This is a genomic window from Nonomuraea sp. NPDC049028 (assembly GCF_043197735.1).
Classification (GTDB): Bacteria; Actinomycetota; Actinomycetes; order Streptosporangiales; family Streptosporangiaceae; genus Nonomuraea.
Genome location: NZ_JBICTR010000002.1, coordinates 38,079 through 64,655 on the forward strand (window position 1 = coordinate 38,079; position 26,577 = coordinate 64,655).

At 70.9% G+C, this 26,577-nt stretch carries 19 protein-coding genes; 14 read left to right on the forward strand and 5 right to left on the reverse strand.

Annotated features, from left to right (window positions below):
• Positions 1-22: 22 nt before the first annotated feature.
• Positions 23-1,027: a hypothetical protein gene (locus ACGFJ2_RS06485; protein WP_357949297.1), complete on the forward strand. Its 1,005-nt coding sequence runs from the start codon at positions 23-25 to the stop codon at positions 1,025-1,027.
• A gap of 62 nt (positions 1,028-1,089) precedes the next feature.
• Complete coding sequence (locus ACGFJ2_RS06490) at positions 1,090-3,267, forward strand: acyl-CoA dehydrogenase (RefSeq protein ID WP_358179966.1); 2,178 nt, start codon at positions 1,090-1,092, stop codon at positions 3,265-3,267.
• A gap of 58 nt (positions 3,268-3,325) precedes the next feature.
• Here the strand turns inward: ACGFJ2_RS06490 and ACGFJ2_RS06495 are convergent, their stop codons facing one another.
• On the reverse strand, positions 3,326-5,170 hold the full coding sequence (locus ACGFJ2_RS06495) for a hypothetical protein (protein ID WP_393465418.1): 1,845 nt from the start codon (positions 5,168-5,170) through the stop codon (positions 3,326-3,328).
• Between the two features lie 98 nt (positions 5,171-5,268).
• Between ACGFJ2_RS06495 and ACGFJ2_RS06500 the strand changes: the two genes are divergently transcribed.
• The 5 genes from ACGFJ2_RS06500 to ACGFJ2_RS06520 all read left to right on the forward strand — a co-directional run bounded on the left by ACGFJ2_RS06500 (position 5,269) and on the right by ACGFJ2_RS06520 (position 13,070).
• Positions 5,269-6,867 carry a hypothetical protein gene (locus ACGFJ2_RS06500; RefSeq protein WP_393465421.1) on the forward strand — a complete coding sequence of 533 codons (1,599 nt, stop codon included), beginning with the start codon at positions 5,269-5,271 and terminating at the stop codon, positions 6,865-6,867.
• A 101-nt stretch (positions 6,868-6,968) separates the two neighbouring features.
• Positions 6,969-7,103 carry a hypothetical protein gene (locus tag ACGFJ2_RS06505; RefSeq protein ID WP_263655675.1) on the forward strand — a complete coding sequence of 45 codons (135 nt, stop codon included), beginning with the start codon at positions 6,969-6,971 and terminating at the stop codon, positions 7,101-7,103.
• A gap of 11 nt (positions 7,104-7,114) precedes the next feature.
• Positions 7,115-7,918 (forward strand): glycosyltransferase, encoded by an 804-nt coding sequence (locus tag ACGFJ2_RS06510; RefSeq protein WP_357949306.1) that lies wholly within the window; start codon positions 7,115-7,117, stop codon positions 7,916-7,918.
• The gene (locus tag ACGFJ2_RS06515) at positions 7,915-9,018 is read left to right on the forward strand and encodes a glycosyltransferase family 4 protein (RefSeq protein WP_358179975.1); all 1,104 of its coding nucleotides are present in this window, start codon (positions 7,915-7,917) and stop codon (positions 9,016-9,018) included. Before ACGFJ2_RS06510 ends, ACGFJ2_RS06515 begins: the two co-directional genes overlap by 4 nt.
• Entirely contained in the window at positions 9,015-13,070 is a 4,056-nt protein-coding gene (locus ACGFJ2_RS06520) for an alpha-(1->3)-arabinofuranosyltransferase family protein (protein WP_393465424.1), read from the forward strand. The genes ACGFJ2_RS06515 and ACGFJ2_RS06520 overlap by 4 nt, the downstream gene beginning before the upstream one ends.
• Here the strand turns inward: ACGFJ2_RS06520 and ACGFJ2_RS06525 are convergent.
• Together ACGFJ2_RS06525 and ACGFJ2_RS06530 are read right to left on the reverse strand one after the other, a co-directional pair.
• Entirely contained in the window at positions 12,988-14,169 is a 1,182-nt protein-coding gene (locus ACGFJ2_RS06525; protein WP_393465427.1) for an acyltransferase family protein, read from the reverse strand. The genes ACGFJ2_RS06520 and ACGFJ2_RS06525 overlap by 83 nt on opposite strands.
• An 80-nt stretch (positions 14,170-14,249) precedes the next feature.
• Positions 14,250-14,969 (reverse strand): class I SAM-dependent methyltransferase, encoded by a 720-nt coding sequence (locus tag ACGFJ2_RS06530; protein WP_393465430.1) that lies wholly within the window; start codon positions 14,967-14,969, stop codon positions 14,250-14,252.
• 280 nt (positions 14,970-15,249) lie between these two features.
• Here ACGFJ2_RS06530 and ACGFJ2_RS06535 point away from each other — a divergent pair, with 280 nt between their 5' ends.
• Both ACGFJ2_RS06535 and ACGFJ2_RS06540 read left to right on the forward strand, forming a co-directional pair.
• On the forward strand, positions 15,250-16,167 hold the full coding sequence (locus ACGFJ2_RS06535; RefSeq protein ID WP_357949320.1) for a DUF3068 domain-containing protein: 918 nt from the start codon (positions 15,250-15,252) through the stop codon (positions 16,165-16,167).
• Positions 16,168-16,304: 137 nt separating this feature from the next.
• Positions 16,305-17,411, forward strand: coding sequence for a nitronate monooxygenase family protein (locus ACGFJ2_RS06540; RefSeq protein ID WP_225295762.1), 1,107 nt, complete (start codon positions 16,305-16,307; stop codon positions 17,409-17,411).
• 52 nt (positions 17,412-17,463) lie between these two features.
• Here ACGFJ2_RS06540 and ACGFJ2_RS06545 read toward each other — a convergent pair whose 3' ends face one another.
• Complete coding sequence (locus ACGFJ2_RS06545) at positions 17,464-18,273, reverse strand: crotonase/enoyl-CoA hydratase family protein (protein WP_393465434.1); 810 nt, start codon at positions 18,271-18,273, stop codon at positions 17,464-17,466.
• Positions 18,274-18,465: 192 nt separating this feature from the next.
• Between ACGFJ2_RS06545 and ACGFJ2_RS06550 the strand changes: the two genes are divergently transcribed.
• Genes ACGFJ2_RS06550 through ACGFJ2_RS06570 form a run of 5 tightly spaced genes read left to right on the forward strand, consistent with a single transcriptional unit; the run spans position 18,466 to position 24,661 of the window.
• Entirely contained in the window at positions 18,466-20,016 is a 1,551-nt protein-coding gene (locus ACGFJ2_RS06550; RefSeq protein ID WP_357949326.1) for an acyl-CoA synthetase, read from the forward strand.
• Positions 20,006-20,902: a Zn-ribbon domain-containing OB-fold protein gene (locus ACGFJ2_RS06555; protein ID WP_393465437.1), complete on the forward strand. Its 897-nt coding sequence runs from the start codon at positions 20,006-20,008 to the stop codon at positions 20,900-20,902. The genes ACGFJ2_RS06550 and ACGFJ2_RS06555 overlap by 11 nt, the downstream gene beginning before the upstream one ends.
• Positions 20,902-21,921 (forward strand): thiolase domain-containing protein, encoded by a 1,020-nt coding sequence (locus ACGFJ2_RS06560; RefSeq protein ID WP_357949332.1) that lies wholly within the window; start codon positions 20,902-20,904, stop codon positions 21,919-21,921. Before ACGFJ2_RS06555 ends, ACGFJ2_RS06560 begins: the two co-directional genes overlap by 1 nt.
• 2 nt (positions 21,922-21,923) lie before the next feature.
• Positions 21,924-23,072 (forward strand): thiolase domain-containing protein, encoded by a 1,149-nt coding sequence (locus ACGFJ2_RS06565; RefSeq protein ID WP_393465440.1) that lies wholly within the window; start codon positions 21,924-21,926, stop codon positions 23,070-23,072.
• Positions 23,072-24,661, forward strand: a complete 1,590-nt coding sequence (locus tag ACGFJ2_RS06570) for an acyl-CoA synthetase (RefSeq protein WP_393465443.1) — start codon at positions 23,072-23,074, stop codon at positions 24,659-24,661. Before ACGFJ2_RS06565 ends, ACGFJ2_RS06570 begins: the two co-directional genes overlap by 1 nt.
• Here ACGFJ2_RS06570 and ACGFJ2_RS06575 read toward each other — a convergent pair.
• A complete protein-coding gene (locus ACGFJ2_RS06575) occupies positions 24,619-26,448 on the reverse strand; it encodes a hypothetical protein (protein WP_393465446.1) in 1,830 nt (609 codons plus the stop codon). The two genes, ACGFJ2_RS06570 and ACGFJ2_RS06575, sit on opposite strands and share 43 nt — an antisense overlap.
• Between the last annotated feature and the right edge of the window lie 129 nt (positions 26,449-26,577).

A 26,577-nucleotide genomic window follows, 5' to 3' on the forward strand; every position in this document is an offset into this window, starting at 1 on the left:
TTCGTAACGTAACCTGAAAGCCATGGCGGACGTCGGCGACCAGATACCTACCTCGGACTCTCCCACCACCCCGTTCAGGAAGATCGTCCTGCCCGCCGATGAGACGGTCATGGTCCCCCGGCCGTTAGAGCGGCCACAGCCGCCCGACCATTCACCGAGCCAGCCGGCCCAGCCCGGCCAGAGTCAGCACGGCCAGGGCCTGTCGGCCCAGCCTGGTCAAGGTCAGCCGGTCCAGCCGCTGCCGCCCATCCCACCGCCGCCCCCACCCCTCAAGGGTGGGCTGGTCGCCCGGGTCGGCGACATCCCGATCAAGGTCATCTACCTGTTCGGCGCCATCATCGCGACCGTGCTGGCCGTGCTGCTGGTGTTCGTGATCTTCTCCGGTGACGTGCCGAAGGACACGCAGCAGCCCCCGCGGCAGGTGGTCCCGGTCTCGCCCGTGCCGGGTGGCTCCGCCTCGCCCAAGCCGTCGGCGGCCGGGATCGTGCTCCCCGAGGTGCCGAAGAGCCTCGCGTACCCCGACCAGGCCGGTACGGCGACCGTCACCATCGGCACCATCTCCGACCTGGCCACCGGCATCAGCTACCCGCGCCTGGGCCTGCCGTGGACGGCCAAGTCGTTCGCGCCGTTCGCCATCGCCCAGCGCGTCGGCAAGGTCGCCGTCCCGCACACGGTGATCGGCTCGGCGATGCTTCCCGGCGCCGCCCCGAAGCCCAAGCCGGCCAAGAACGCCGACTACCGCGACCTCGCCGTCAGGGCGGTCAATTGGACGCTGCGCACGCAGTATCCGGCGGGCGCCACGATCGCCTGGACCGGATCGCAGAAGGTGCCGGTGGGCAAGGGCTGGATGGTCGGCTACAAGGTGACCTATACGGTCTCGGGCAAGCAGAAGACCTCGCAGGCCATCGTCTCGATCCACGACGTGGAGAAGGCCAAGCCGGCGATGCTGTTCGCCTCGATCCCCCAGAGCGGCAAGTCGCACTACCGTGACCTGAACACGATCGCCCTCAACATACGGACCCTCTAGGCCAGAAGCATGCTCTAGAATATGGTTCTGGCATATGACGGGGCCTGGCTGGAGGATGTGCGATGGCGATCGGGTTGAGCGAGGAACACGAGGCGCTCCGCGAGTCGGTGAGCGGCTGGGCGGCGCGGAACATCCCCGCCGAGCTGCTGCGATCCGGGACGGACGGGCGTCCCGCGTTCTGGTCGGGGCTCGCCGAGCAGGGCCTGCTCGGCCTGCACCTGCCCGAGGAGTTCGGCGGGTCCGGCTACGGGCTGCTGGAGGCCGCCGTCGCCGTCGAGGCACTGGCCGAGCGGATGGCGCCGGGGCCGTACGTGCCGACGGTGCTGGCCAGCGCGGTGATCAACGCCTCCAAGCGGCCCGAGCACCTGGAGTCGTTCGCCGACGGCTCGCTCACCGCCGCGGTCGCGCTGACCGGCACGCTGACCGGAACCTTCACCGAGGACGGCGGCCTGATCGTCTCCGGCACGGCCGAGAACGTGCTCGGCGCCTCGCTGGCCGACGCGCTGGTGCTGCCGGTCGCCACGGACGAGGGCGAGGAATGGGTCATCATCGACGCCTCGTCGGCCACCATCACGGAGATCAAGTCCCTCGACCTCACCAGGCCGGTGGCCAAGGTGGAGCTGTCGGAGGTGCCGGTGCCCGACCTGGGCATCCTGGGTGGCGTCCAGAGCTCCGACGTACGCAATCTCGCCGCGATCCTGCTCGGCGCCGAGGCCGCGGGCCTGGCCTCCTGGTGCGTGACGGCCGCCGCCGATTACGCGAAGGTCCGCGTCCAGTTCGGCCGCCCGATCGGCCAGTTCCAGGGCATCAAGCACAAGCTGTCCCGCATGCTCGTGGCACTCGAGCAGGCGCGCGCCACCGTCTGGGACGCCACCCGCGCCGACGGCAAGGAGCTGGACTACGCCGCCGCCATCGCCGCCGTGATGGCGCCCGACGCGGCCGTGCAGTGCGCCAAGGACGCCATCCAGACCTTCGGCGGCATCGGCTACACCTTCGAGCACGACGTCCACCTCTACTACCGCCGCGCGCTCACGATCCGCGCGCTGCTCGGCTCGTCGGCCGAGTGGGCGGCCACCGTCACCGCGCTCGCGCTGCAGGGCGTCACGCGCGAGATGGAGCTCGACCTGCCCGAGGACGCCGAAGAGCTGCGCGAGTCGATCCGCGCGGAGATCGCCTCGCTGAAGGAGCTGGAGGGCACGGAGCAGAAGCGGGCGCTGGCCGCGCGCGGCCTGGTCATGCCGCACCTGCCCAAGCCGTGGGGCCGCGGCGCCAAGCCGCTGGAGCAGGTGCTGATCGCCCAGGAGCTCAAGGCCGCGCGGGTGAAGCTGCCCGCGATGATCATCGGCGCGTGGGTGGTGCCGTCGATCGTCTCGTACGGCACCCCCGAGCAGCAGGAACGCTTCCTGCTCAAGACGCTCGGCGGCGAGATGATCTGGTGCCAGCTCTTCTCCGAGCCCGGCGCCGGATCCGACCTGGCCTCGCTGCAGATGAAGGCGGACAAGGTCGAGGGCGGCTGGAAGCTCAACGGCCAGAAGGTCTGGACCTCGGTCGCGCACGTCGCCGAGTGGGGCATCTGCATCGCCCGCAACTCCTCCGAGGGCTCCAAGCACGAGGGCATCACCTACTTCCTGGTCGACATGAAGGCGCCGGGGGTCACGGTCCGGCCGCTGACGGAGATGACCGGCGAGAACCTGTTCAACGAGGTGTTCCTGGACGACGTGTTCGTGCCGGACGAGCTGGTCGTGGGCGAGGTCGGGCAGGGTTGGAAGGTCGCCCGCAACACACTGTCGAACGAGCGGGTCTCGCTCTCGTCCGGGTCGGGCGGTACGGGCGCGTCCGTGCCGGACCTGCTCGGGCTGGCAGGCCGGCTCGGGCGGGAGCTGTCGCCGGTCGAGGCGTACCAGGTCGCGCAGGTGATCTGCGAGGGGCACTCGATCAACGCGCTGTCGTTGCGGGTGACGCTCAAGCAGCTGGCTGGGGCCGAGCCCGGCGCGGACGCCTCGGTACGCAAGCTGCTGTCCACCGCGCACGCCCAGCACGTCTCGGAGTCGGCGGTGGAGCTGCTGGGGTCCGCGGCCGTGGTGGCCGCCGACATGAAGCTCGGCGACGCCGGCTACTGGAACCGGGCGGTGCTCGCCACCCGGGCGATGACCATCTACGGCGGCACCACCGAGGTGCAGCTGAACATCATCGGGGAGCGCATGCTCGGCCTGCCGAGGGACCCTGAGCCGGGTAAATGACGGCGGGGGCCGGGCTCGGGGGCCCGGCCCTCCACGGGCATCGAACCCTTGAGGGAGCTCAGGGGGTGACCGGCTGGAGCGGGCTCGGCGTCCCGTCTGCCCACGGTCTCGGGATGCCGATCTTGATCTCGCCGAGGCAGGCGTCCGGGCCGTTCGCCGTACGGATGACGAGCTCGGTCCCGCCGCCCTTGACCGCGGCGAACGTCCAGCCGAACCCCTTCTCCGCGACCACCTCGTCCCGCCCGGTGCCGAGCCGTACCGACAACCGGGTGGCGGCCGGGTTGAGGTAGCCGACCTGGACCGTCCACTCGCCCTCGGGCAGCCGCGCCGGCAGCCGGAAGCGGACCTCGCGCGCGCCGACCGGCTTGCAGCCGGCGGGCTGGGGGATCGTCAGCCCGTCGATGCTCACCGGGCGCAGACGGCCCTGCGGGTCGAAGGTCAGCGGGTTGCGTACCGGGCCGCTGAGGCGCCTGGTCCAGGTCACCGGGTGCGGCGCGATCGGGCCGAGCACCTTCGAGGCCAGCGCGTAGTCGTAGAAGAAGATCGGGTAGACGACCTTGGCGGGCACGTGCGTGTCCAGCACGACCGCGTGCTCCGGGGCACGCTTGAGCGCCAGCCTGCCGGTCTCGACGTAGCTCTTGACGTCCGCGCCGAACGGCAGCCGGGCGTAGGCCGCGACCGACCAGACCGAGCCGAGCGCGACCGCGGCGGCCAGCGGGAGCCAGGCGAACCTGAGGCGCGGCCAGGCGCGCAGCCAGGGGCGTTCCTCACCGGCGAGCGGGATGAACGCCAGGCCGATGGCGATCGCCACGACCGTGGCCGTGGACGACACGTAGCGCAGCTCGGCCCCGCTCAGGTCCGGCCCGAGCTGCTGGATCCGGCCGATCATGACGGGCACGACGTCGGCCAGCGCGAAGTAGGCGAGCAGCACCAGCCACGCCAGCCAGGCCCGCCGCCGGAAGAGCACCGAGACCGCCAGCACGACCACCGCGACGCCGAGCCCGGCCCAGACCAGCGATGGCGGCGTCCCCGCCATCGCGTAGTCCTCGCCGATCGGGCGCCACTGCCAGGGCCCGCCCAGCGACGTCGGCACCAGTGAGCTGGACAGCAGCGTCCAGGCGAACTTCGCCGCGAGCCCCGCGTCCGGCAGGCTGGGCTGGATCGTGTCGTTGGTGAGCTGCACCGAGGTGAGCAGCTGGCGGAAGAAGACGGCCGCGTAGCCGGCGAGCAGGCCCGCGTACAGCAGCAGGGCCGGCCACTGTCGCCGCCGGCTCCAGCCGAGCCAGCCCATGCTCAGCGCGACGGCCAGCAGCAGGATGAACGGCGCCTTGACGAAGAACGCCATCGCGAACAGCGTCCAGCCCGCCGCGGCCAGCGCGTGCCTGAAGCGCCCCGTCCTGGTGTAGAGGACGTGCGAGCACAACGCCATCGGCAGCGCGATCTGGAACGGCAGCGTCTCGATCACCACCGCCCACCACGACAGCGAGGAGATCGTCATCGGCGTCAGCAGGTAGAACCCCAGCGGCACCAGGATGGCCGGGCGCGCCCCGAACAGCAGGCGCAGCAGCCGCAGCAGGGCCAGGCCCGCCGTGCCTAACAGGGTGACCGTCACGACGTGCGCGAGGACGTCGTTGTAGACGCCCAGGCGGCCCATCGCCCACTGGATCGCGAACGGGCCGGGGACCAGGTGGCCGTAGTCGACCCGCATGAGGTAGTCCCACGTCAGGTCGTGCTCCAGGCCGCGGGCGATGAAGGTGAAGTCGTCCTGGCGGAAGTACGTACGCCGGACGAGGCCGGACTTCCAGACGAGCTGGACGGCGATCATCGCCAGGGCGGTGGCCATCACGGCGTCCCCGCCGCGCAGCCAATGACGGGCCCCCACCGTCGTCTCGCTCGTCGCCACCCCGCCCCCTCCAGGCCCCCTCAAGCCTCCAGCGGGAAGCGTAGTCATTGGGTGATTTACGGGGAATGGCCGTTGTTCGGTTGTGATGTCATAGCGGGATGCCGCACACGACCCGAGCCGGACCGCTGTCGGCCGTGCTCGGGCTCGTCCTCGGCTGCCTCGCCCTCGGACCCGCTCTGGGCTGGGGTTTCATCCTGGTGCAGGACATGGTCTTCGTGCCGGACCCGGCTTTCTCACGCTTCACGTTCGGGCTGGCCGGCGGGGCGCCACGGGTGGTGCCCAGTGACGCGGTGGTCACCGCTCTGGCCACCGTCGTCCCGGCCGAGCTGGTGCAGAAGGCGATCCTGCTGGGGATCTTCGTGCTGGGCTGCTCGGGTGCCGCGCTGCTCGTGCCCTCGGGCCTTCTCGGGGCTCGGCTGGTGGCCGGGGCGTACTACGTGTGGAATCCGTACGTGGCCGAGCGGCTGCTGATGGGGCAGTGGGCCTTGCTGCTGGGGTACGCGGGGCTGCCGTGGGTGGTGCGCGCGGTCCTCGCCCGGCGCGGACTGCTGCTCGCCGTGCTGCCCGCCGCCGTCGGGGGGTTCGCGGCCATGACCGTCACGGCACTCACGGCGCTGCCCGTCGCGGGGCGGCGGGTCCGGGTGGGCGCGGTGCTGCTGGCCGTCAGCCTGCCGTGGTTGCTGCTCGCGCTGCTGCGGCCGGGCGGGCTGAGCGGGGATCCGGTGGGTGTGGACGCGTTCGCGGCCAGGGCGGACGGGCCGTTCGGGGCGGTGGGCAGCCTGCTGTCGCTGGGCGGGATCTGGAACGCCAATGCCGTCCCGGCCGGGTACGAGACCGTGGTGGGTTCGGTGGCCCGGTTGGCGCTGGCCGTGGCGGGGATCGTGGGGTTCGTCCTGATGAGGGACCGGCCGAGAGGGCTGGGCGCTGCGGCGGCCATCGGGCTCGGGATCGCCTGCCTGGGGGTGACCGAGCCGGGGCGCGCGGTGTTCAGGTGGCTGGTCGGGGTGTGGGGCGGGTTCGCGGTGTTCAGGGACGCCCAGCAGTTCGTGGCGCCGCTGGCCCTGCTGGCCGCGGTCGGCCTGGGCGCCCTGACAAGAGAAGTCCTGACAAGAGAAGCCCTGACACGGGAGGCGCCGAAGCGAGAGGCGCTGACAAAAGAGGCGGGGAAGGCCGGGCGGTGGGCGGTCCTGATGGTGCTCGTGCCTGTGGCCGTGCTGCCGACCCTGGCCTGGGGCGGGGCGGGGGCGCTGCGGGCCGTGAGCTATCCGGAGAGCTGGAGCCAGGCCCGTGAGGTGATGCGGCGCGATCCGGAGCCGGGCGACGTGCTGGTGCTGCCGTTCGAGTCCTACCGGAGGTTCCCGTGGAACGGGGACCGGGCGGTGCTCGATCCGGCGCAGCGCTACTTCGCCGTGCCGGGCCGGGAGGTGGTCGCCAACGACTCGGTACGCGTCGGTAGCATGGTCGTCCAGGCTGAGGACAAGAGGGTACGCAAGCTAGAACGCGTACTAGTAGGCCCCTCGCCAGACCTGGCCGCAGCGGGTTTCCGGTACATCGTGGTCGACGCGGGGACACCGGAGGAGCGGCAGCGGTTCGCGGGCTGGCTCAGCGGAGCGAGCCTGCTAGTGGACACAGATGAGCTGAGACTGTACCGAACCGACCGCCGGTTTGTACGTTTTTTACAACACTCGGTCCGCTGATCAGCGTATTTATTAAGATTTCGTAGAGCTACTTCCGAGTAGCAAGAATTGGTTCTAAGTTTGGGACGCCCGTTCATTAGCCGCTCGAGGAGGAACCCCCCGTGATCAAGATCCTCTTAGCAGCGATCATCGGTGTCGCCGTCGCCGCGCTCGTCGCGACGGTCACCACCGTGTCCTTCACCGGGGCCACCGCGACGCCCGTCAACCGCCCGCTCTACAACTACGGCGACCGGTAGTCCGAGCCGTTATGCCGCCCTCCCCCCAAGGGGACGAGAGGACGAGCCGACCACCACTGCTCGAGATCGTCGTTCCCGCCTTCAACGAGGAACGGCGACTCCCGGGGGGGCTCCTGCAGCTGTGCGCGAAGCTTGCCCGCATGCCGTTCCCGACCGCCGTCATCGTCGTCGACAACAACAGCACGGACAGCACCGCTGAGATCGTCAGGACCTGGCCGCGGGGACCGGTTCCGGTTCGGCTCGTCGAGTGCGCGACTCCCGGCAAGGGTGCCGCCGTCCGCGCGGGGTTGCTCGACACCAGCGCTCCTTTCGTAGGGTTCTGCGACGCCGACATGGCCACCGATCTGGCCGCCATCGATGTCGCGTTCGGCCTGCTGCTCTCCGGTGAGCGCGTGGTCGTGGGCTCTCGGGCGCACGCCTTCTCCGACGTCGAGAACCGGCACAGCCGGGTGCGCGAGCTGGGCGCCGTCGGCTTCCGCGCGCTGGCCCGCGTACTGGTGCGCGGGGTGAGCGACACGCAGTGCGGCTTCAAGTTCTTCGACGGCGCGCTCGTCCGCGAGGCCGTCGCCGGGCTGCGTACCTACGGCTTCGCCTTCGACGTCGAGCTGCTGGCCCGCTGCGTCGCGTTCGGCTCCACGGTGCTGGAGATCCCCGTCAACTGGCGGGACATGCCCGGCTCCCGCTTCTCCCCGGCCAGGCACAGCGTCGGCATCCTGCTGGAGCTGGGCCGGATCTGGCTCAGACTGCGCGCCGTGCCGAGCCCCGGTGTCACTCCGAGGTGGGAGCAGCCGCTCGACCCCGTCGGATCTCCGTGAACGTCGCCTTCGTCAACTGGCGTGATCCGTGGCACCCGGCCGCCGGTGGCGCCGAGACGTACGCCTGGGAGATGGCCCGCCGCTTCGCGCGGGCCGGCGACCAGGTGTGCTTCGTCACCGCGCGGGCGCCGGGCCAGCTCAGGAAGGAGACCGTCGAGGGGGTACGGCTGGCCCGCATGGGCGGGCCGTTCACCGTCTACCCCCTGGTCCTGGTCTGGCTGGTGCTCCGCCGGGGCGTGTTCGACGCGGTGCTCGACTGCCAGAACGGCATCCCGTTCTTCACGCCGCTGGTGCTGCCGCGCCGTACCAAGGTCATGTGCGTCGTCCATCACGTGCACGACCGGCAGTTCGACGTGCACCTGCCCCGGTGGCTGGCGGTGTTCGGGCGCTTCCTGGAGGGGCCCGCGTCGCGGTGGACGTACAAGGGGCGCGACAGCGTGGCCGTCTCGCCCTCGACCGTGAGCGCCATGCGCGAGCGGCTCGGCTGGGTCGGCCCCATCCACATCGTGCCCAACGGGGTGAACGTCTCCACCGACGGAGACTTCCCCAGAAGCCGGACACCGCGGCTGGTCTGCGTCGGCAGGCTGGTCGCGCACAAGCGCGTCGACCTGCTGCTCGACGCGGTGGGCCAGCTCAGGAAGCAGTGGCCGGACCTCACCGTGGACGTGATCGGCAGGGGCCCGGAGGAGGCGCGGCTGCGCGCCCGGCTCCCGGAGGGCGTCACCATGCACGGCTACCTGCCCGAGGACGAGAAGGAGCGGCTGATCGCCGCCGCCTGGCTGCAGGTCAACGCCTCGCAGGGCGAGGGCTGGGGGCTGTGCGTGCTGGAGGCCGCCGCGCTCGGGGTGCCGACCGTCGCGTACGACGTGGACGGCCTCAGGGACGCGGTACGCCACGGCGAGACGGGCTGGCTGGTGCCCGAGGGCGTCGGGAGCACCGGCCTGGCCAAGGGCATCGCCGCGGCCCTCGACGAACTCAACGACACCTATCGCATGAAATGTCGGGAATGGGCGGGGAAGTTTTGCTGGGACCGGAGCGCGGAACGGCTGGCCGCGCTGGTGCATGGCCGTCCGACGGGACCCGGCTGGGAGGAGCCGTGATCGACAGGGTCCGGCACAGGCTCTGGCTGGCGCTCTGCTGCCTCGGCTTCGCCGTGCTGACGTTCACCACCAAGCCGGGCAGCATCATCTCCGACACCAAACTCGACCTGGCGCTCAACCCGGTCGGCTGGCTGGAGCGCGCCGCCCACCTCTGGGACCCGCAGCACTTCGGCCAGCTGCAGAACCAGGTGGCCGGCTACCTGTTCCCGATGGGCCCGTTCTTCGCGCTCGGCGACCTGGTCAACCTGGCGCCCTGGGTGACCCAGCGGCTCTGGATGACGGTGCTGCTGTGCGTGGCCTTCCTCGGTGTGGAGCGGCTGGGCAGGCAGCTCGGCATCGGCACGCCGGGCACCCGGATCGTGGCCGCGCTGGCGTACGCGCTGGCGCCGCGCACGCTGTCGATCATCGGCGAGATCTCGATCGAGTGGCTGCCCGCCGCCATGCTGCCGTGGATCCTGATCCCGCTGCTCACCGCCTCGGAGACGGGCCAGCGGGCCAGGGCGGCGGTCAGGTCGGGACTGGCCGTGGCGCTGTGCGGCGGCGTGAACGCGGTCGCGGTGCTGGCCGTCCTCGTCGCCCCCGTGCTCTACATCCTGACCCGGCCCAGCCCGGTGCCCCGCTGGCGGATGCTCGGCTGGTGGACGGGCGCGGTCGCCGTGGCCACCCTGTTCTGGTGGCTGCCGCTGCTGCTCGTGGGCCGCTACGCCTTCTCCTTCCTGCCCTATACCGAGACGGCCTCGACGACCACGCAGGTCACCTCGCTGACGAACGTGCTGCGCGGCGCCTCCGACTGGGTGCGCTACCTGACCGTCGGCGGCGTCACCGACCAGCCCGCCGGCTACGCGATCGCCACCTCCGCCGTGCTGGTCGCGATCACCGGCCTGCTGGCCGCGCTCGGCCTGGCCGGGCTGGCCCGGCGCGACCTGCCCGCGAAGGGCTTCCTGCTCGTGCTGTTCGTCGTGGGCGTGGCCGCGCTGGTCGCCGGGCACGTGAGCGCGCTGGAGCCGGTGGTCGCCGAGCCGGTGCGCTGGCTGCTGGACGGGCCGCTCGCGCCGCTGCGCAACCTGCGGAAGTTCGATCCGCTCGTACGGCTGCCGCTCGCGTTCGGCCTGGCGCACCTGCTGGCCGGGGCCCGGCTGCGGCTGCGCTCGGTGGCCCTGGTGGCCCTGGCCGGACTCGTGCTCCCCGTCTTCAACCAGGGACTGAGCGCTCCGGGCGACTTCAAGGAGGTGCCGCTCTACTGGAAACAGGCGGCGGCCTGGGTGAACGAGAACGCCGGGGACGACGGCGTGCTGGTCGTGCCGGGCGCCAAGTTCGGCGAATACCTCTGGGGCCGGCCGATGGACGATCCCATGCAGCCGCTGTTCACCGCCCGCTGGACCACCCGGCAGGTCGCGGCGGCCGGCTCGGTGGGCCTGACCCGGCTGCTCGACGTCATCGACCAGCGGCTCACGGCCGGTTACGGCTCGGTGGGGCTGACCGACGTGCTGCGCAGGATGGGCGTGCGCTACCTGGTCGTCAGGAACGACCTCATGCGGGCGAACCTGCAGGGCGCCTGGCCGTCCAGGGTCTACGAGGCGCTGCGCGAGTCGCCGGGCATCACGAAGGTGCGCTCGTTCGGCGGGGAGGTCGGCGACACCGTCACGGACGACGTGATCGAGTCGGTGGACTGGCCGTTCCCCGCGCTGGAGATCTACGAGGTGTCGGGCAGCTCCGACCTACTCAGCGTGCAGTCGGCGGGCGACGCCGTACAGGTGCGCGGCGGCCCGGACTCCCTGCTCGCGATGGGCGATCTCGGGCTGCTCGGCGACGGACCCGTACTGGTGAACGACGACGCCGGCAAGCGCGAAGCGCCGGTCGTGGCCAGCGACGCGCTGCGGCTACGCGAGCGGCAGTTCGGTGAGATCCGGTCGAACTGGACGCCCACGCTGACGGCCGACAGACGCGACGACTTCTCCGGCGTCAAGACGCTCGACCTGCTCGAGAACGGCTGGCTGCGCGACGCCGCCACCGCCGAGTACGACGGCATCTCCAGCATCACCGCCTCCTCCTCGGTGGCCGACGCCGAGGCGGTGCCCGGCCTCAGCGCCACCGGGCGCAGCCCGTGGGCCGCCATGGACGGCGACTACGAGACCGGCTGGGAGAGCGGCGGCTGGCACCGGCCCCAGGGCGAATGGCTGCGTGTGGACCTGCCCAGGCCGCGGGTGATCCCGCGCTTCCAGGCCACGTTCACCAACAACGTGCTGCTCGGGCAGTCGGTCAAGCGCGTGGCCGTGGAGACCGAGGGCGGCCGGATCGAGCAGGACGTCCAGCAGACCAACAGCCCCCAGTGGCTGCGCGTCCCGCCCGGCGCGACGAGCTGGCTGCGCGTCAAGATCCTGGCCACGTACAACCGGAACTGGAGCTTCGTGCAGCGGGTGGGCATCACCGAGCTGACGATCCCCGGCATCCTGCCGGGCCGGACGATCCGGCTGCCCGGCGAGGGCGGCGACGCCTTCGTCATGGACCGGGGGCTCGACTCCCGCCCCTGGTGCATGCGGAACCAGAGCCGCTGGATCTGCAACCCGCTGCTGGCCAGACCGGGCGAAGAAGGCGCCGGATTCGACCGTACTTTCACCGTTGAGGCGGGGCGGAAGGCCGCGGTGCGCGGCTCCGCCGTCCTGCGCGACGCCAAGCTCGTCGACCGCTTCACCCGGCTGGGCGGAGACCTGACCACGGTGACCGGCTCGTCGCAGGCGACCAAGGACGCGGTGGTCGCGCCCCGGTCGGCGTTCGACGCCGACGCGGCCACCACCTGGCTCCCGGCCGCCGACGACCCCGAGCCCACGCTCACACTCGGCTGGCGGGCCAAGCGCGTCCTGTCGCGGATCCAGATCGCCCGGCCCGGCGGCGACAAGCAGCCGCTCGACGTGGCCGTGACCGGCGACAAGGGCGCCGTCCGCAGCGGCCGGGTGGACGCCAACGGCTACCTGACGTTCAAGCCCCTCACCACGACCCGGCTCAAGCTGCGCTTCTATCCCGCCTCCAAGCGGCTGCAGGTCACCGAGCTGGTGATCCCCGGCGTCGCGCCGGCCAGCAGGCCGGAGGGCGTGCCGTTCCGGCTGCCCTGTGGGCAGGGCCCGCAGCTGCAGGTCAACGGCGCGAGCGTGGCGACCAAGGTGAGCGGCACCTTCGCCGACCTGCTCGAACAGCGGCCGGTGAAGTTCACCGGCTGCTCCAAGGCCGCGCTGGCGGCCGGCGACAACCGGGTCAGGGCCGCCGGCTGGGACCCCTTCGCGGTGGAGAACCTGGTGATCGGCGCGCTCCCTGCCGGGCCCCCGGCCGTGGAGGGCGCGGCGGTCCCGAGCACGTGGTCGTCGTCGGTGCGCGAGGCGCGGGTGACGGCGCCGAAGGACGCCTTCCTCGTCGTCAACGAGAACTACAACGCGGGCTGGCGCGCCGAGCTCGACGGCAAGGCGCTGCGACCGGTCCGGATCGACGGCTGGAAGCAGGCATGGGAGCTGCCCGCCGGCACGACGGGGACCGTGCGCATGGAGTACCTGCCCGACCGGCCCTACTGGCTCGCCCTCGCCGTGGGGCTGGCCGGGATCGCCCTGCTCACGCTGCTCGCCCTGGCGCTGCGCGGGCCGCGTCCTGAACACGTCATGGCGACCGCCGCCGCCGCCGACTCGCGGCTGTCGCGTTGGCGGGTGCCGTACGTGATCGTGCTGGGGCTGGCGTTCGGCGGCTGGGTGGCGGACTGGCCCGGCATGCTCGCGGTCCTGGCCGCCGTCGTGGCGGTGCTGCTGCTACGCGTACGGCGGGCGGTGGCCGTGCACTGGGTGGCCGGTTGGCTGTTCGGCGGGGCCACGGCGGCGCTGGCGGCGGCCATGGCGCTGCGCGACTACGGGGTGGACGTGGGGCTGCTGATGGACCAGGTGCCGCAGCTCATCGCCTGCGCGGCCATGGGCGTGCTCTTCGGGCAACTGGTCACGGAGCCGGAACCACCGGCGGCTGAGCCGGAGCCGGCGGCGGTGGAGGAACAGGAGCTGGCCGGCGCCCGGCCAGCCTGAGCGCGCTCTCCTCGACCAGGTGGTAGCTGGTGGCGCTGATCAGCAGCGAGGCGATGAAGGTCAGGATCGCGACCTTGACGAAGTCACCGGTGAACGGCTGGTCCCCGGTGATCTTGTAGTAAAGGGTGATCACCGGGGCGTGCCAGAGGAAGAAGCTGTAGGAGATGCGGCCCAGGTACGCCGTGACGGGATTGCCCAGCACGCGGTGCCTCAGCGAGTCGTGCCTGGAGGCGAGCGCGAACGGCGCGACCACCAGGACGGCCACCGACGTCTCCAGGATCATCCGCCAGAGCGACTGCGACAGCGTGGGCAGGGTGAGCGTGCGCGGCCCGGCCAACTCGGTGCTCAGCACCGCGTACAGCAGGAGGGCCAGCACCAGCAGCTGGGGCGCGAGCGCGTCCACGATCTGGCTCTGTTTGATCCACACCGACAGGACGGCCATGGCCATGCCGGCGGCGAAGTAGATCAGGTGATGCGGCAGCCAGAGCGCCAGCTGCGGCTGGTCGAAGACGTGCGAGACGACCACGCTGGCCAGGGAGACCACCGGCAGCACGGCGATGCCCGCGAGCAGCCTGACCGGCCGGTTGCCGCCGCGCGCCCAGGCGTGCAGGGCCCAGGCGAGCACCGGCAGCGCCAGGTAGAACGCCATCTCGATCGGCATCGTCCACATTTGGTAGAGGCCGTCGGGGGCGCGGTTCTGCTCGGTGTAGTTCTGCAGCAGCAATAGCCACTTCACCCAGCCGGTCCAGTCGAGCGAGCTCCACGCCCACAGGGCCAGCGCCGTGACCAGCCAGTAGGCGGGCATGACACGGACCACACGGCGCCACAGGTAGCGTCCCGGCCGGGGGCGAGGCGTGTCCTCGATGACCGCGCGGGCCCACGGGCGGTAGAGCAGCAGGCCCGACAGCAGGAAGAAGATCGGCACGGCGATGCCCAGCCGGGTGGTCATCCAGGCGAACATGCCCTCGCGGTACATGATCCCGGTGTTGCCGCCGACGTGCAGCACCCAGACGCCGAGCGCGGCCAGGGCGCGGATGCCGTCGAGCGCGGCATCCCGGCCCGCCGGCGGGTCCGTCGCGGGCGCCAGTGGGTCCTTCACGGGCGCTTCCGGCGGACTCACGGGCGCTTGCGGAGGGCTTGGGGGCGTCTGCGGAGGGCTTGCGGGCGTCTGTGGGGCACTCATGGGCGCTTCCTGAGCACGAGGACGAGATTCCACGTGGCGAACTCCCTGACGATCGGCACCTTCAGCATCGGCCGCCACCACCAGGGCAGGTAGCGGGGCAGCACGTCGACCAGGTCGGCGTCCGTACGGGTCCGCGCCCAGTGCAGCCCGTCGGCCACCGAGACCGGATAGAGGCTCTGGCCGTAACGATTTTTAGGCGGCTTACCGTTTTTATCCTCATATTTCCGGGCGGCCCGGTCGCCCCCCAGGTAGTGCCAGGGCGAGGTCTCGTGGCCGCCCCAGGGGGAGAGCCAGTTCGTGTACGCGAGGAAGATCAGGCCGCCGGGCCGGGTGACGCGCGTCATCTCGGCCGCCATCCGCCACGGGTCTGGAACGTGTTCCAGGACGTTGGACGAGAAGCAGACGTCGAAGGAGGCGTCGGCGAGCGGCAGGTCGAGCGCGCTGCCGAGCACACCGCCGCTGGGCGCGCCCTGTCCGGCCAGCTCGCCGGCGTCGACGTCCACGCACAGGCAGCGGGCGCCGTCGCGTCTGAAGGCGTCGGCGAAGTATCCAGGCCCGCCCCCCACGTCGAGCACCGTCTTGCCGGTCAACGTGACGTAATGCCGCAGCTGCGCGGCGGTGTCGGCGGCGAGCGTGGTGTAGTAGTCGCTCGGCGTGGTCTGCTCGGACCTGAACGCGCGGAAGAGGCGGATGGATCTGGCCAGATCGGCGCGCATACTCGCGGCTCCCGGATGCTTGACGGGCTCCCACAATAGAACGAAGCTCTGGCGGAGGCGATACCGCTGCGGGACGGGCGCGATAACATCCCGCTCGGACCGGCTTCATCGTAGAACCTGTTCCGATTCGTTATGCGGATGTAGCTGCAGCGATCTGTGATCGAATGCTACTTTCCAGTAGCGATCATGTTGCGGGTTCATCACACCCGCGATCTTGATGTCCGGGGGGACAAGTAAGCCGGCCTTCGTCGTATCCCTCGACCGCCAGGAGGATCCCAGAATGCGACGCACACCTGTACTCATTCTCGTCGCCGTCGGCGCGTTCCTGGTCGTACTGGCGGGAATGATCCGTTTCTGGGCGGCGGAAAGGATCATCGCGGCTCCGGCGGCCCAATACAGCGTCACCAAGCTGCAGGCCCCGGGAGCGCAATACTTCTCCATCGCCGACGGCAAGGTGCTGACCGCGGACCTCAGCATGCTCGTCACCACCCGTGGCGACGTCAAAGAGGCCACGGACAACCGGGTGGTCTGGGACGAGTTCACCGTGGTGGACGACGTCACCAACAGCAAGCCGCAGATCAGCCTCTCGGAGCGGCGCAGCGCCTTCGACCGGCGTACCGGGGTGGGCGTCAACTGCTGCGGGGTCAGCGTCAACAAGGAGCCGGTGAAGCTGGAGGGGCAGATCTACCTGTTCCCGTTCGGCGTGGAGAAGAAGACGTACAAGGTCTTCAACCAGACGGCCAAGAAGGCGTTCGACACGACCTTCGTCGGTGAGGACACCGTCAACGGGCTGCCGGTCTACAAGTTCCAGCAGGTCGTCCCGGCTACGAAGGTCGCCACGCTGACCGCCCCCGGCTCGCTCTTCGGTGTGACCCAGTCGGGCGACATCCAGCTCGACCGCTGGTACGAGGGCACCGACACCTACTGGGTGGAGCCCAACAGCGGCGCCCCGGTCAAGGAGGAAGTGCGTCGTAACGAGACGCTCAAGACCCAGGACGGCGTCGAGCGCGCCAAGGCCCTGGTCGCCACCGCCTCGTTCACCCCGCAGACCATCACCGAGATGGTGCGCACGGCCACTGACGCCAAGAACCAGATCACGCTGCTGAAGACCACGATCCCGATCGTCCTGCTCGTGCTCGGGCTGCTCGCGCTGGCCGTCGCGGTCCTCCTCGGCCGCCGCCGCCGCGAAGGCGAGTAACTCGTACGGCTGGTACAGGGCGCCCGCGACTCGTTCCGGGCGCCCTGTCCGTTTGTGTGGTTATTTGTCGGACCGACGAAAAGTTCTAGTACTAGAACACGTTGCAGTTTCTTCGCCGCCGGTCGTATTGTCGGCCCATGCGGACACGTGTCACGGACATGTTCGGAATCGAGCTACCGATCTTCGCCTTCAGCCACTGCCGCGACGTGGTCGCCGCGGTCAGCCGGGCCGGCGGGATGGGCGTTCTCGGTGCCCTCTACTTCACCCCAGAAGAGCTCGAAATGGAGCTCAAGTGGATCGACGACCACGTCGACGGCCACCCGTACGGCGTCGACGTGGTCATGCCCGCCTCCTACGAGGGCGCCGACTTCGCGCCCGAGGAGCTGGTGGGCCGCCTGCAGACGATGGTCCCGGCGGGCCACCGGCAGTTCGTCGAGAACCTCCTGGCCGCCCACGGCGTGCCGCCCCTGTCCTCGGACGCCGACGCGGGCAAGGTGCTGCTCGGCTGGACGGACGTCACCGCCCGCCCACAGGTGGAGACGGCGCTGCGGCACCCGATCGCGCTGCTGGCCAACGCGCTCGGCCCGCCGCCCGCGGACGTGGTCGAGCTCGCCCACTCGCACGGTGTCAAGGTCGCCGCCCTCGCCTCCACCCCGCGCCACGCGCTCAAGCAGGTGGAGGTCGGCGTGGACGTGGTGGTGGCGCAGGGCACGGAGGCCGGCGGGCACACCGGCGAGATCTCCACCATGGTCCTGATCCCTCAGGTGGTGGACGCGGTGGACGTACCGGTCCTGGCGGCGGGCGGCATCGGCAACGGCCGCCAGATGGCCGCCGGCATGGCCCTGGGCGCCGAGGGAGTCTGGACCGGCTCGCTCTGGCTCACGGTCGAGGAGGCCGACACTCCCGAGATGGCCAAGAAGCGCATCCTGGAGGCCACCTCCCGCGACACGGTCCGCTCGCGCAGCTGGACGGGCAAGCCGGCCCGCCTGCTCAAGAACGAGTGGACGGACGCCTGGGAGTCGCAGGAGTCGCCCGGGACGCTGCCGATGCCCCTGCAGTTCATGCTGGTATCGGACGCGCTGCGCCGCATCGGCCGCTCGGACGCCGCCGAACTGGCCACCTTCCCGGCCGGCCAGATCATCGGCATCACCAACCAGGTCCGGTCGACGCGCGACGTCATGTACTCACTGATGGAGGAGTACGCGGAGGCCACGGAACGCCTGGGCCGCATCACGGGGGACTGACCCAGCCGTCAGAGGTAGCGGGGGAGTCCCCGCTACCTCGGCGCCGTCGCGCTCAGTGGCCCTTGTAGGTGGCCGCCCGCTTCTCCTTGAAGGCCCTGGCGCCCTCGCGGGCGTCCTGGGAGCCGATCACCGGCCAGCCGATCTCGTCCGAGACCTTGAGGGCCTCCGGCTCCGGCATGCCCAGCGTGTCCCGGTACGTGCGCAGGATCGCCTGCACCGCGAGCGGCCCCGAGGCGGCGATGTCGTCCGCGATCTCCCGCGCCACCGCCAGCGCCTGCCCGTCCGGTACGACCCGGTTGACCAGGCCCATGGACAGGGCCTCCGCCGCGGTGATGGAGCGGCCGGTGAGCAGCAGGTCCATGGCGTGGCAGTACGGGATCTGCCGGGGCAGGCGGATCGCGCTGCCGCCCATCGGGAACAGCGCCCGCTTGGCCTCGAACAGGCCGAGTGTGGCCGACTCCGCCACCACCCGCAGGTCGGTTCCGACCAGCAGTTCGGTGCCGCCCGCCACCGCGTAGCCCTCGACCGCCGAGACGATCGGCTTGGTCGGGAGGTCTTCGCGGAGCAGGCCCTTCCAGTGGAAGTTGGGGATCTGGGCGGCCCGCGCCTGGACGTCGGCGTCCGTCGAGGGCTGCCCCATGGCCTTGAGGTCGGCGCCGGCGCAGAAGGTGCCCTCCGCTCCCGTGAGGATGGCGGCCCTGACCTCCGGCTCCGCCGACACGTACGCCCAGGCCGAGGCCAGGCCGATCAGCATGTCGGAGGAGAGCGCGTTGCGCGCCTCCGGCCGGTTCATGGTGACGATGACGACGTGGCCGTCGCGTTCGACTCGGCAGTGGGGGGTGCTGATCGGCAGGAGCTCCACGGACGCCTCCAGGTAACAAATCAAGCGCTTGTTAGGCAGCGATCCTACCCTGTGACGAGCCCGCGGACGATGATGGCGGCACGACCTCGATCAAGCGCTTGCTACGACTCCGGTGCCGGGATACGCTGCCCAGGCAAAACGAGAACAAGTTCTTGTTTATCGGGGCCTCGGACCACCTGAAGAGGAGTTTCGATGGGCACGCTCGGTTTCTGGAGACTGGCGCAGGCGGATCCGGACTGGATCGCGTGCGTGGACCCAGACGGTACGGAGCACCGCGCGGGCGACCTCCTCGCCCGGTCGAACCAGTTGGTGCACGGCCTGCGCGAGCTCGGGCTGAAGCCGGGAGACGGCGTCTGCGGCCTGGTGCCGAACGGCGTGGACGGGCTCGTCCTCTACCTGGCCGCGTTACAGGCCGGCTGGTACTACACGCCGATCAACTGGCACCTGACCGGGCCCGAGATCGCCTACATCGTGGCCGACAGTGAGGCCCAGGCGTTCTTCGTGCACCCCAGGTACGCGGCCGAAGGAGCCAGGGGCGCCGAGGCCATCGCGCCTGAGCGGCGCTTCGCCGTAGATGATGGCGATATTTCGGGGTTCCGGCGGATCAGTGAGCTGACCGACGGGCAGCCGGACACCGCGCCCCCCGACCGTACGGCCGGGTTGACCATGCACTACACCTCCGGCACGACCGGCAAGCCCAAGGGCGTCCGGCGGCCACTGAACGGGCTCGACCCCGACGACGCCGCCGAGATGCTGTCGTTCCTGCCGGGCCTGTTCGGCATCACCCGGGGCCGGCCGAACGCGCACCTGATCACCTCGCCGAACTACCACACCGCCGTCACCCAGTTCGGCGGCACGGCCCTGCACATGGGCCACACCCTCGTCTACATGGACAAGTGGGACGCGGAGGAGATGCTCCGCCTCTGCGAGAAGTACCAGGTCACGAACTCGCACATGGTGCCCACCCACTTCAAGCGCCTCCTGGCATTGCCCGAGGAGACCCGCCACAAGTACGACCTGTCCTCGCTCAAGTGGATGATCCACGCGGCCGCCCCCTGCCCGGTGCCGGTGAAATGGGCGATGTTCGAGTGGTGGGGCGACTGCGTCTACGAGTACTACGCGGCCACCGAGGGCGGCGGCACCCTGGCCACGCCGGAGGGCTGGAAGGCGCATCCGGGCACGGTCGGCTCGGCCTGGCCGATCAGCGAACTGCTCATCGTGGACGACGCGGGCGAACCCCAGCCGACCGGAACACCCGGGACGATCTATATGAAGATGCTCGGCGCCCGGTTCGAGTACAAGGGCGACCCCGCCAAGACCGCCGAGAACCAGCTCAAGGACTACTTCACCGTCGGCGACATCGGCTACCTGGACGAGGACGGCTTCCTCTACCTGTGCGACCGCAAGGCCGACATGATCATCTCGGGCGGGGCGAACATCTACCCCGCCGAGATCGAGAACGAGATCATGATCCACCCCAAGGTCGCGGACGTGGCGGTGTTCGGCATCCCGGACGAGGAGTGGGGCGAGCAGATCAAGGCCATCGTCGAGCCCGCGCCGGGCTCGGCGCCGGGTCCCGAGCTCGCGGCCGAGATTCTCGCCTCGCTGGAAGGCCGCCTGGCCAGGATGAAGTGGCCCAGATCGATCGACTTCATCGAAGAGATGCCCCGCGAGCCCAACGGCAAGCTGCTCAAACGCAAACTCCGCGCACCTTACTGGGAGGGACACGACCGTGCCATCTGAACCGCTGGTGGCGGAGCACGTACTGGAGTTCCCCGGCGGCTACGCGCGCACGACCGGGCCGGTGATCGGACGCTTCCTGACCGAGCTGCGCGGCGGCCGGATCGTCGGCGTGCGGACCGCCGAGGGCAAGGTGCTGGTGCCTCCGCTGGAGTACGACCCCGCCAGCGGCGAGGCCGTCACGGAGGAGTTCGTCGAGGTCGGGCCCGCGGGGACGGTGACCGCGTGGGCATGGGTGGCCGAGCCGCGCGACAGCCACCCGCTCGACCGGCCGTTCGCCTGGGCGACGATCAAACTCGACGGCGCCGACACCGCGCTGGTGCACGCCGTCGACGCGGGCAACGCCAAGGCGCTGCGGATCGGCAGCCGGGTCTGGCCCGTCTGGCGGAGCGAGCGTACCGGTCACATCACCGACATCTCCTACTTCGCGCCGGAGGTCACGAAGATCGTGTCCCCCGTGCGGGCCGAGTACCGGCTGCAGGTGGGCGGATCGCTGCTGACCTTCCTGGAAGGCGTCGAGCGCGGCGTGTTCCTCGGCGGCCGGTGCCCCAGCTGCGAGAAGGTGTACGTCCCGTACCGCGTCTTCTGCCCGGCCTGCGGTGGCCCGATCGCCGACCAGCTGGAATTACCCGACACCGGCACGATCACCACGTACGCCATCAACAACCTGCCCGACCCGCGCGCCCCCGAGGTGCCCTTCGTCTCCGCCTACATCCTGCTCGACGGGGCGGACATTCCCATGATCGCCCTGGTCGGCAGCGTCCCCGCGCACGAGGTGCGGCAGGGCATGCGGGTCAGGGCCGAATGGGTGCCGGAGGGTGAGCGGACGAAGTCCATGTCCAACGTCCGATGGTTCGCCCCCACCGGCGAGCCGGATGTGGAGCTCTGATGCGTGAGGTAGCCGTCGTCGCGTTCGCCCAGACCCGCCACACCGACCATGACGGCGGCCTGAGCGAGCCCGAGCTGATCCTGCCCGTCATCAACGAGGTCAAGGAGTCGACCGGGCTGAAGCGGTTCGGCTTCACCTGCTCCGGCAGCTGCGACTACCTCGCGGGCGCGCCGTTCTCGTTCGTCTCCGCGCTCGACGCGCTCGGCGCGTGGCCGCCGATCTCCGAGAGCCACGTGGAGATGGACGCGGCCTGGGCGCTGTACGAGGCGTGGGTACGCCTGCAGCACGGCGACATCGACTCCGCCCTGGTGTACGGCTTCGGCAAGTCGTCGCTCGGCGACCTGCGCGAAATCATGACGCTCCAGCTGGACCCGTACTATCTGGCGCCGCTCGGCCTCGACCAGCTCTCCTTCGCCGCCCTCCAGGCCAGCGCTGCCGGCGCCGAACGCAAGGAGCTCGACGAGATCGTCCGGCGCAGCCGGGCCGACGGCCGGAGCAACCCGTACGCGCTCGACCTGCCCGAGGACGTCGGCGACGAGTACGCGGTCGAGCCGATCAGGAAGTCGGACGTCGCCCCCATCACGGACGGCGCGGCGGCGATCGTCCTGGCGGCCGGCGACCTGGCCAGGGAGCTGTGCGCCAAACCCGCGTACATCAGGGGCATCGCGCACCGCATCGAGCCGCACTATCTGGGCACCCGCGACCTGGCCCGGTCGGTCTCCGCGGCCGACGCCGCACGGGCCGCGGGGGTCGGCAAGGGGCCCGTCGAGGTGGCGGAGCTGCACACGCAGTTCGCCCACGAGGAGCCGATCCTGCGCCGGGCGCTGGAGCTGCCCGACGGCACGGTGATCAACCCGTCCGGCGGCCCGCTCGCCGCCAATCCGGTCATGGCCACCGGCCTCATCCGCATCGGCGAGGCGGCCCGGCGCATCCACGACGGCACGGCCGCCCGCACGCTCGGCCACGCCGCCGGCGGCCCCTGCCTGCAGCACAACCTTGTGACCGTCCTGGAGGCATGAAAATGGGCAACAGGTGTGCCGTGATCGGCGTCGGTCAGACGCACTACACGACCAAGCGCAGGGACGTGTCGATCGCCGGGCTGGTCCGCGAGGCGGCCGTCCGGGCCCTGGAGGACGCCGGGCTGACGTTCAAGGACATCGACGCGGTCGTCGTCGGCAAGGCGCCCGACCTGTTCGAGGGCGTGATGATGCCCGAGGCGTACCTGGCCGACGCGCTCGGCGCGGCCGGGAAGCCGATGATGCGCGTGCACACCGCGGGCAGCGTCGGCGGCTCCACCGCACTGGTCGGCGCGAGCCTCATCCAGGGCGGGGTGCACGACCGCGTGCTGGTCGTGGCGTTCGAGAAGCAGTCGGAGTCCAACGCCACCTGGGCCCTGTCCACCCACCTGCCGTTCAGCGCGTCGCTGGTGGTCGGAGCCGGTGGCTACTTCGCGCCGCACATCAGGGAGTACATCCGCAGGACCGGCGCGCCCGAGCACATCGGCCACCTGGTGGCGGTCAAGGACCGGCTGAACGCACTCAAGAACCCCTACGCCCACCTGAAGATCCCCGGCATCGACCTGAAGATGGTCGAGTCGACGCCCATGCTGTGGGAGCCGATCCGCTACCTGGACACCTGCCCGTCCAGCGACGGCGCCTGCGCCATGGTCCTGTCGTCGGAGTCGGCGGTCACCGGCACGCCCGCGTGGCTGCACGGCACGGCCATGCGCTCCGAGCCGATCTTCCGCGCCGACCGCGACACGGTCAGCCCGCAGGCGGGCAAGGACTGCGCGGCCGACGTCTACCGGCAGGCGGGCGTCACCGACCCGCGCCGCCAGATCGACGTGGCCGAGGTGTACGTCCCCTTCTCCTGGTACGAGCCGATGTGGCTGGAGAACCTGGGGTTCGCGGCCGACGGCGAGGGGTGGAAGCTCACCGAATCCGGCGCCACCGCCCTCGACGGCGACACCCCGTGGAACGCCTCCGGCGGCGTGCTGTCGAGCAACCCGATCGGGGCGTCGGGGCTGATCAGGTTCGCCGAGGCCGCGCTCCAGGTACGCGGGACGGCGGGGGAGCACCAGGTGGACGGCGCCCGGCTGGCGCTCGGCCACGCGTACGGCGGGGGAGCCCAGTTCTTCGCGATGTGGATCGTCGGACGGGAGAAGCCCTGATGGAGTTCAACCACGCCGACCTGTTCGAAGGGATCGCGGACGCGGTCGGAGACCGGACGGCCGTCGTCTGCGACGACGAGCGCCGTACCTTCGCCGAACTGGACGCCGAGGCGAACCGGATCGCCCACTACCTCCAGGACCTCGGTATCAAGCCCGGCCAGCACGTCGGGCTGCACCTGTACAACAGCATCGAATACGTCGCCGGGATGCTCGCCGCGCTGAAGATCCGGGCGGTGCCGATCAACGTCAACTACCGCTACGTCGAGGCCGAGCTGCTCTACCTCTACCGCGACTCCGACATCCGGGCGCTGATCTACGACGTGGAGTTCGAGCCGCGGGTGGCGGCGGTCATGGGGGAGGCGCCCCTGCTGGAGCACCTGATCTCGGTCGGCGGCCAGTCGTCCGTCGCGACCGCGGTGCCGTACACCGAGGTGCTGGAACGCGGCGCGCCCACGCGCGGCTTCGAACCGCGATCCGGCCAGGACGTCTACATCATCTACACCGGCGGTACGACCGGCATGCCCAAGGGCGCGATGTGGCACGTCGAGGACCTGTTCGTGGCCTTCGGCGGCGGCAACCCGTACGGCGCGCCGCTCCCGACCCCGCAGGCGGTGATCGACCAGGCGGCCGCCGCGAACCCGCCCATGGTGATGATGGCCGCCGCGCCGCTGATGCACGGGGCCGCGCAGATGGGCACGTTCGTCAGCTGGTGGATGGGCTCGACCGTGGTCTACGTGCGCAAGTTCAGCGCCGACGCGGTGCTGCGGGCGCTCGCCCGCGAAAAGGTGGCCACGCTGAGCATCACCGGCGACGCCATGGCCAGGCCGCTGGCGGAGGCGTTGGAGAGCGGCGACTACGACACGTCCTCACTCATCGCGCTCAGTTCGACCGGGGCCATCCTCACCGGATCCGTACGCGACCGGCTGCAGCGGGCCCTGCCCAACGTCATGATCCTCGACAGCTTCGGCTCCACGGAGTCCGGCTACACCGCCTCCGGGGTGGCGGGCTCCTCACCCGAGGCCGGGCTGCGCTACCAGCCGAACGCCACGTCCGGCCTCGCCGTGCTCGACGAGAAGCTGCGGCCCGTCCAGCCGGGCTCGGGGGAGCTGGGCACGGTGGCGAAGTCGGGGCCGATCTCGTTCGGCTACTACAACGACGTGGAGAAGACCGCCCGTACGGTCGTCACCGACGCCGAGGGCACCCGATGGCTGCTGACCGGCGACCTGGCCAGCGTCGACGCCGACGGCACCGTGAACGTCTTCGGGCGCGGCTCCCAGTGCATCAACACCGGCGGGGAGAAGGTCTTCCCCGAAGAGGTGGAAGCGGTGCTCAAGGGGCATGACGCGGTCTTCGACGCGGTGGTGACCGGGATACCGGACGAGCGGTGGGGCAACCGGGTGGCGGCCGTGGTCGAGGCGCGCGAGGGGGTGGCGGTGACGGCGGACGAACTGGACGCGCACTGCAGGCAGCGGTTGTCGGGGTACAAGGTGCCTCGTACGTACGTGTTCGTGGACGAGATGGTCCGGTCACCGGCGGGCAAGGCCGACTATCGGTGGGCCCGGCGGCAGGCGGAGTCCGGCGGCTCGTAAGCCCCGGGTTCAGCGGCTCGCGCCTCTTCCGCCTCCTCGCGGCGGCTCAGCTCGGCCTGGCAGAAGTCGAGCCGGGCCTGGGCCACGGCGCCGAGCAGGTCGTCCTCGATCACCTGGGTGCCCCGGTGCAGCACGACGCTGGCCTCCAGCACCCGCCCCGCCTCGATCAGGGCGTCTCCGAGCATGAGCAGCCCGTTGGCCAGATGACCCATGAGGACCGGATCGCCGGACGCGAAGCGCTCCAGCGCCGCCACCGCCTCACCCAGCGGCCGCACCGCGTCGGCGTGCCTGCCCTGGCGCATGAGCGCGGTGGCTTCGGCCTGGGACCAGGCGATGGCCTCCAGCGCGTCGTGCGGCCGGTGGAGAGCGGCCAGCGTCGCGCCCAGGACCGCGTACGTCATGGCCGCGCCGACCGGCTCGTCCAGCTCGTCGCAGAGATCGGCGGCCCGCTCGACCTGCGCCAGCGCCTCCACGGCCCGCTGCCGCCCGAGCAGCGCCCTCGCGTAGACGCACAGGCAGCGCACCAGCGTGCCGCGTTCCACGTCCCCATCCGTGTCCCCCAGCAGCGGCCGGAGTGCGGCCTCGACCTGGTCGCCGAGTCGCGCGGACGGCTCGGCCGCCGCCTCCTCCAGCAGCCCGTCGAGCCGGGCGGTGAGCAGTGACAGCAGCGCCGACCGTACGGCGGGCCGTTCGCTCGACCGCCGCAGGACGTCCAGCATCCGCAGGAGGTGCCCGGCCGATCTGGCCGGATGGTCGTGTACCGCCAGCACGAGCGCGTCCAAACCCTCGGTCTCGGCCAGAAACTGCTCAGCCACGACCTCCGGCCCCAGAGGCGCCAGCCTCCCCCGTGGCCCGCCTCGGCCCGGGAAGAGGCGGGCCAGCCAGTCGCCCAAGGCCAGACCGCGGTCGTACGTCTGGGATCCGGGCACTGCCGACAGCAGTTCCCGCAGCTCTTGGCGGGTGGGTGTGGTGAGCGTGACCAGGGCCACCGCCTGCCGGGCCGTCACGGCGTCCACCGGCTCGTGCCCGTCGGGCCATACCGTCATCCACTGCTGCTGCTCGTACATCAGGAACCGGCTCAGCAGCTCCCCGCCATCGACGTCGTCCCCGCGCAGCCGCATCAAGGCGGCCAGGTGCACACGCAGCGGATCGCCGTACCCCGGATCGTCGACAGCGGGCAGGACGGCGCGGGGCGACGCGAACGCCCGCATGGCCGCCACCGCGTGCCCCACCCGCTCGGCGGGCGTCAGCGGACGGTCATCGAGCTGGACGGTGACGCTGCTCAGCCCCTTCGGCAGGACGTCGACGTCGGGCAAGCCGCGGGTGAGCAGCAGGATCCTGACCCGGTGACGGAGCCGCCGACCGGTCAGGTGGCCGATGACTTCGCCGATCGCCGCCGCCCACGGTTCCGGGTGGTCGACGGCGAGGAGGGTGGGGCGGAGTACGTCGAGGCGGGTGGCGCAGGGGTAAGGGGTGGTGAGGAAACCGGCGTCCCAGCCGACCTCGGCGAGCTCCGTGCACAGCTCGCCCGCCAGCCGGGTCTTACCCGTGCCGCCCCGGCCCGTCAGCACCGCGATCGACAGCGGTGCCGGGTCGTCGGCCCAGGCGCGCAGCGTCGCCAGCTCCTCGCGGCGCCCCAGGAAGGGGACGACAGCGTGCTCCGGCACCAGCAGCGGCCAGTCCGGGCAGTCGGGCGGCAGCGGTTCGCGGGCGCGCCGCAGGAGGCTCGGCAGAGAGTGGACCTCGACGACGCGCTCGACCCCGAGGCGGTGCGGTGGCCTGTCCATGGGGCCCGCCTAGTCGCTACGTCCCGATGTGTCGTCCCCCGACGAGGGTGCCACCATTATCCCATCCGGGCTTGCCCCCAGGCAGGAAATTGCCCCGCTTACTATGTCTCCGCACCCGTGACCAGGGCG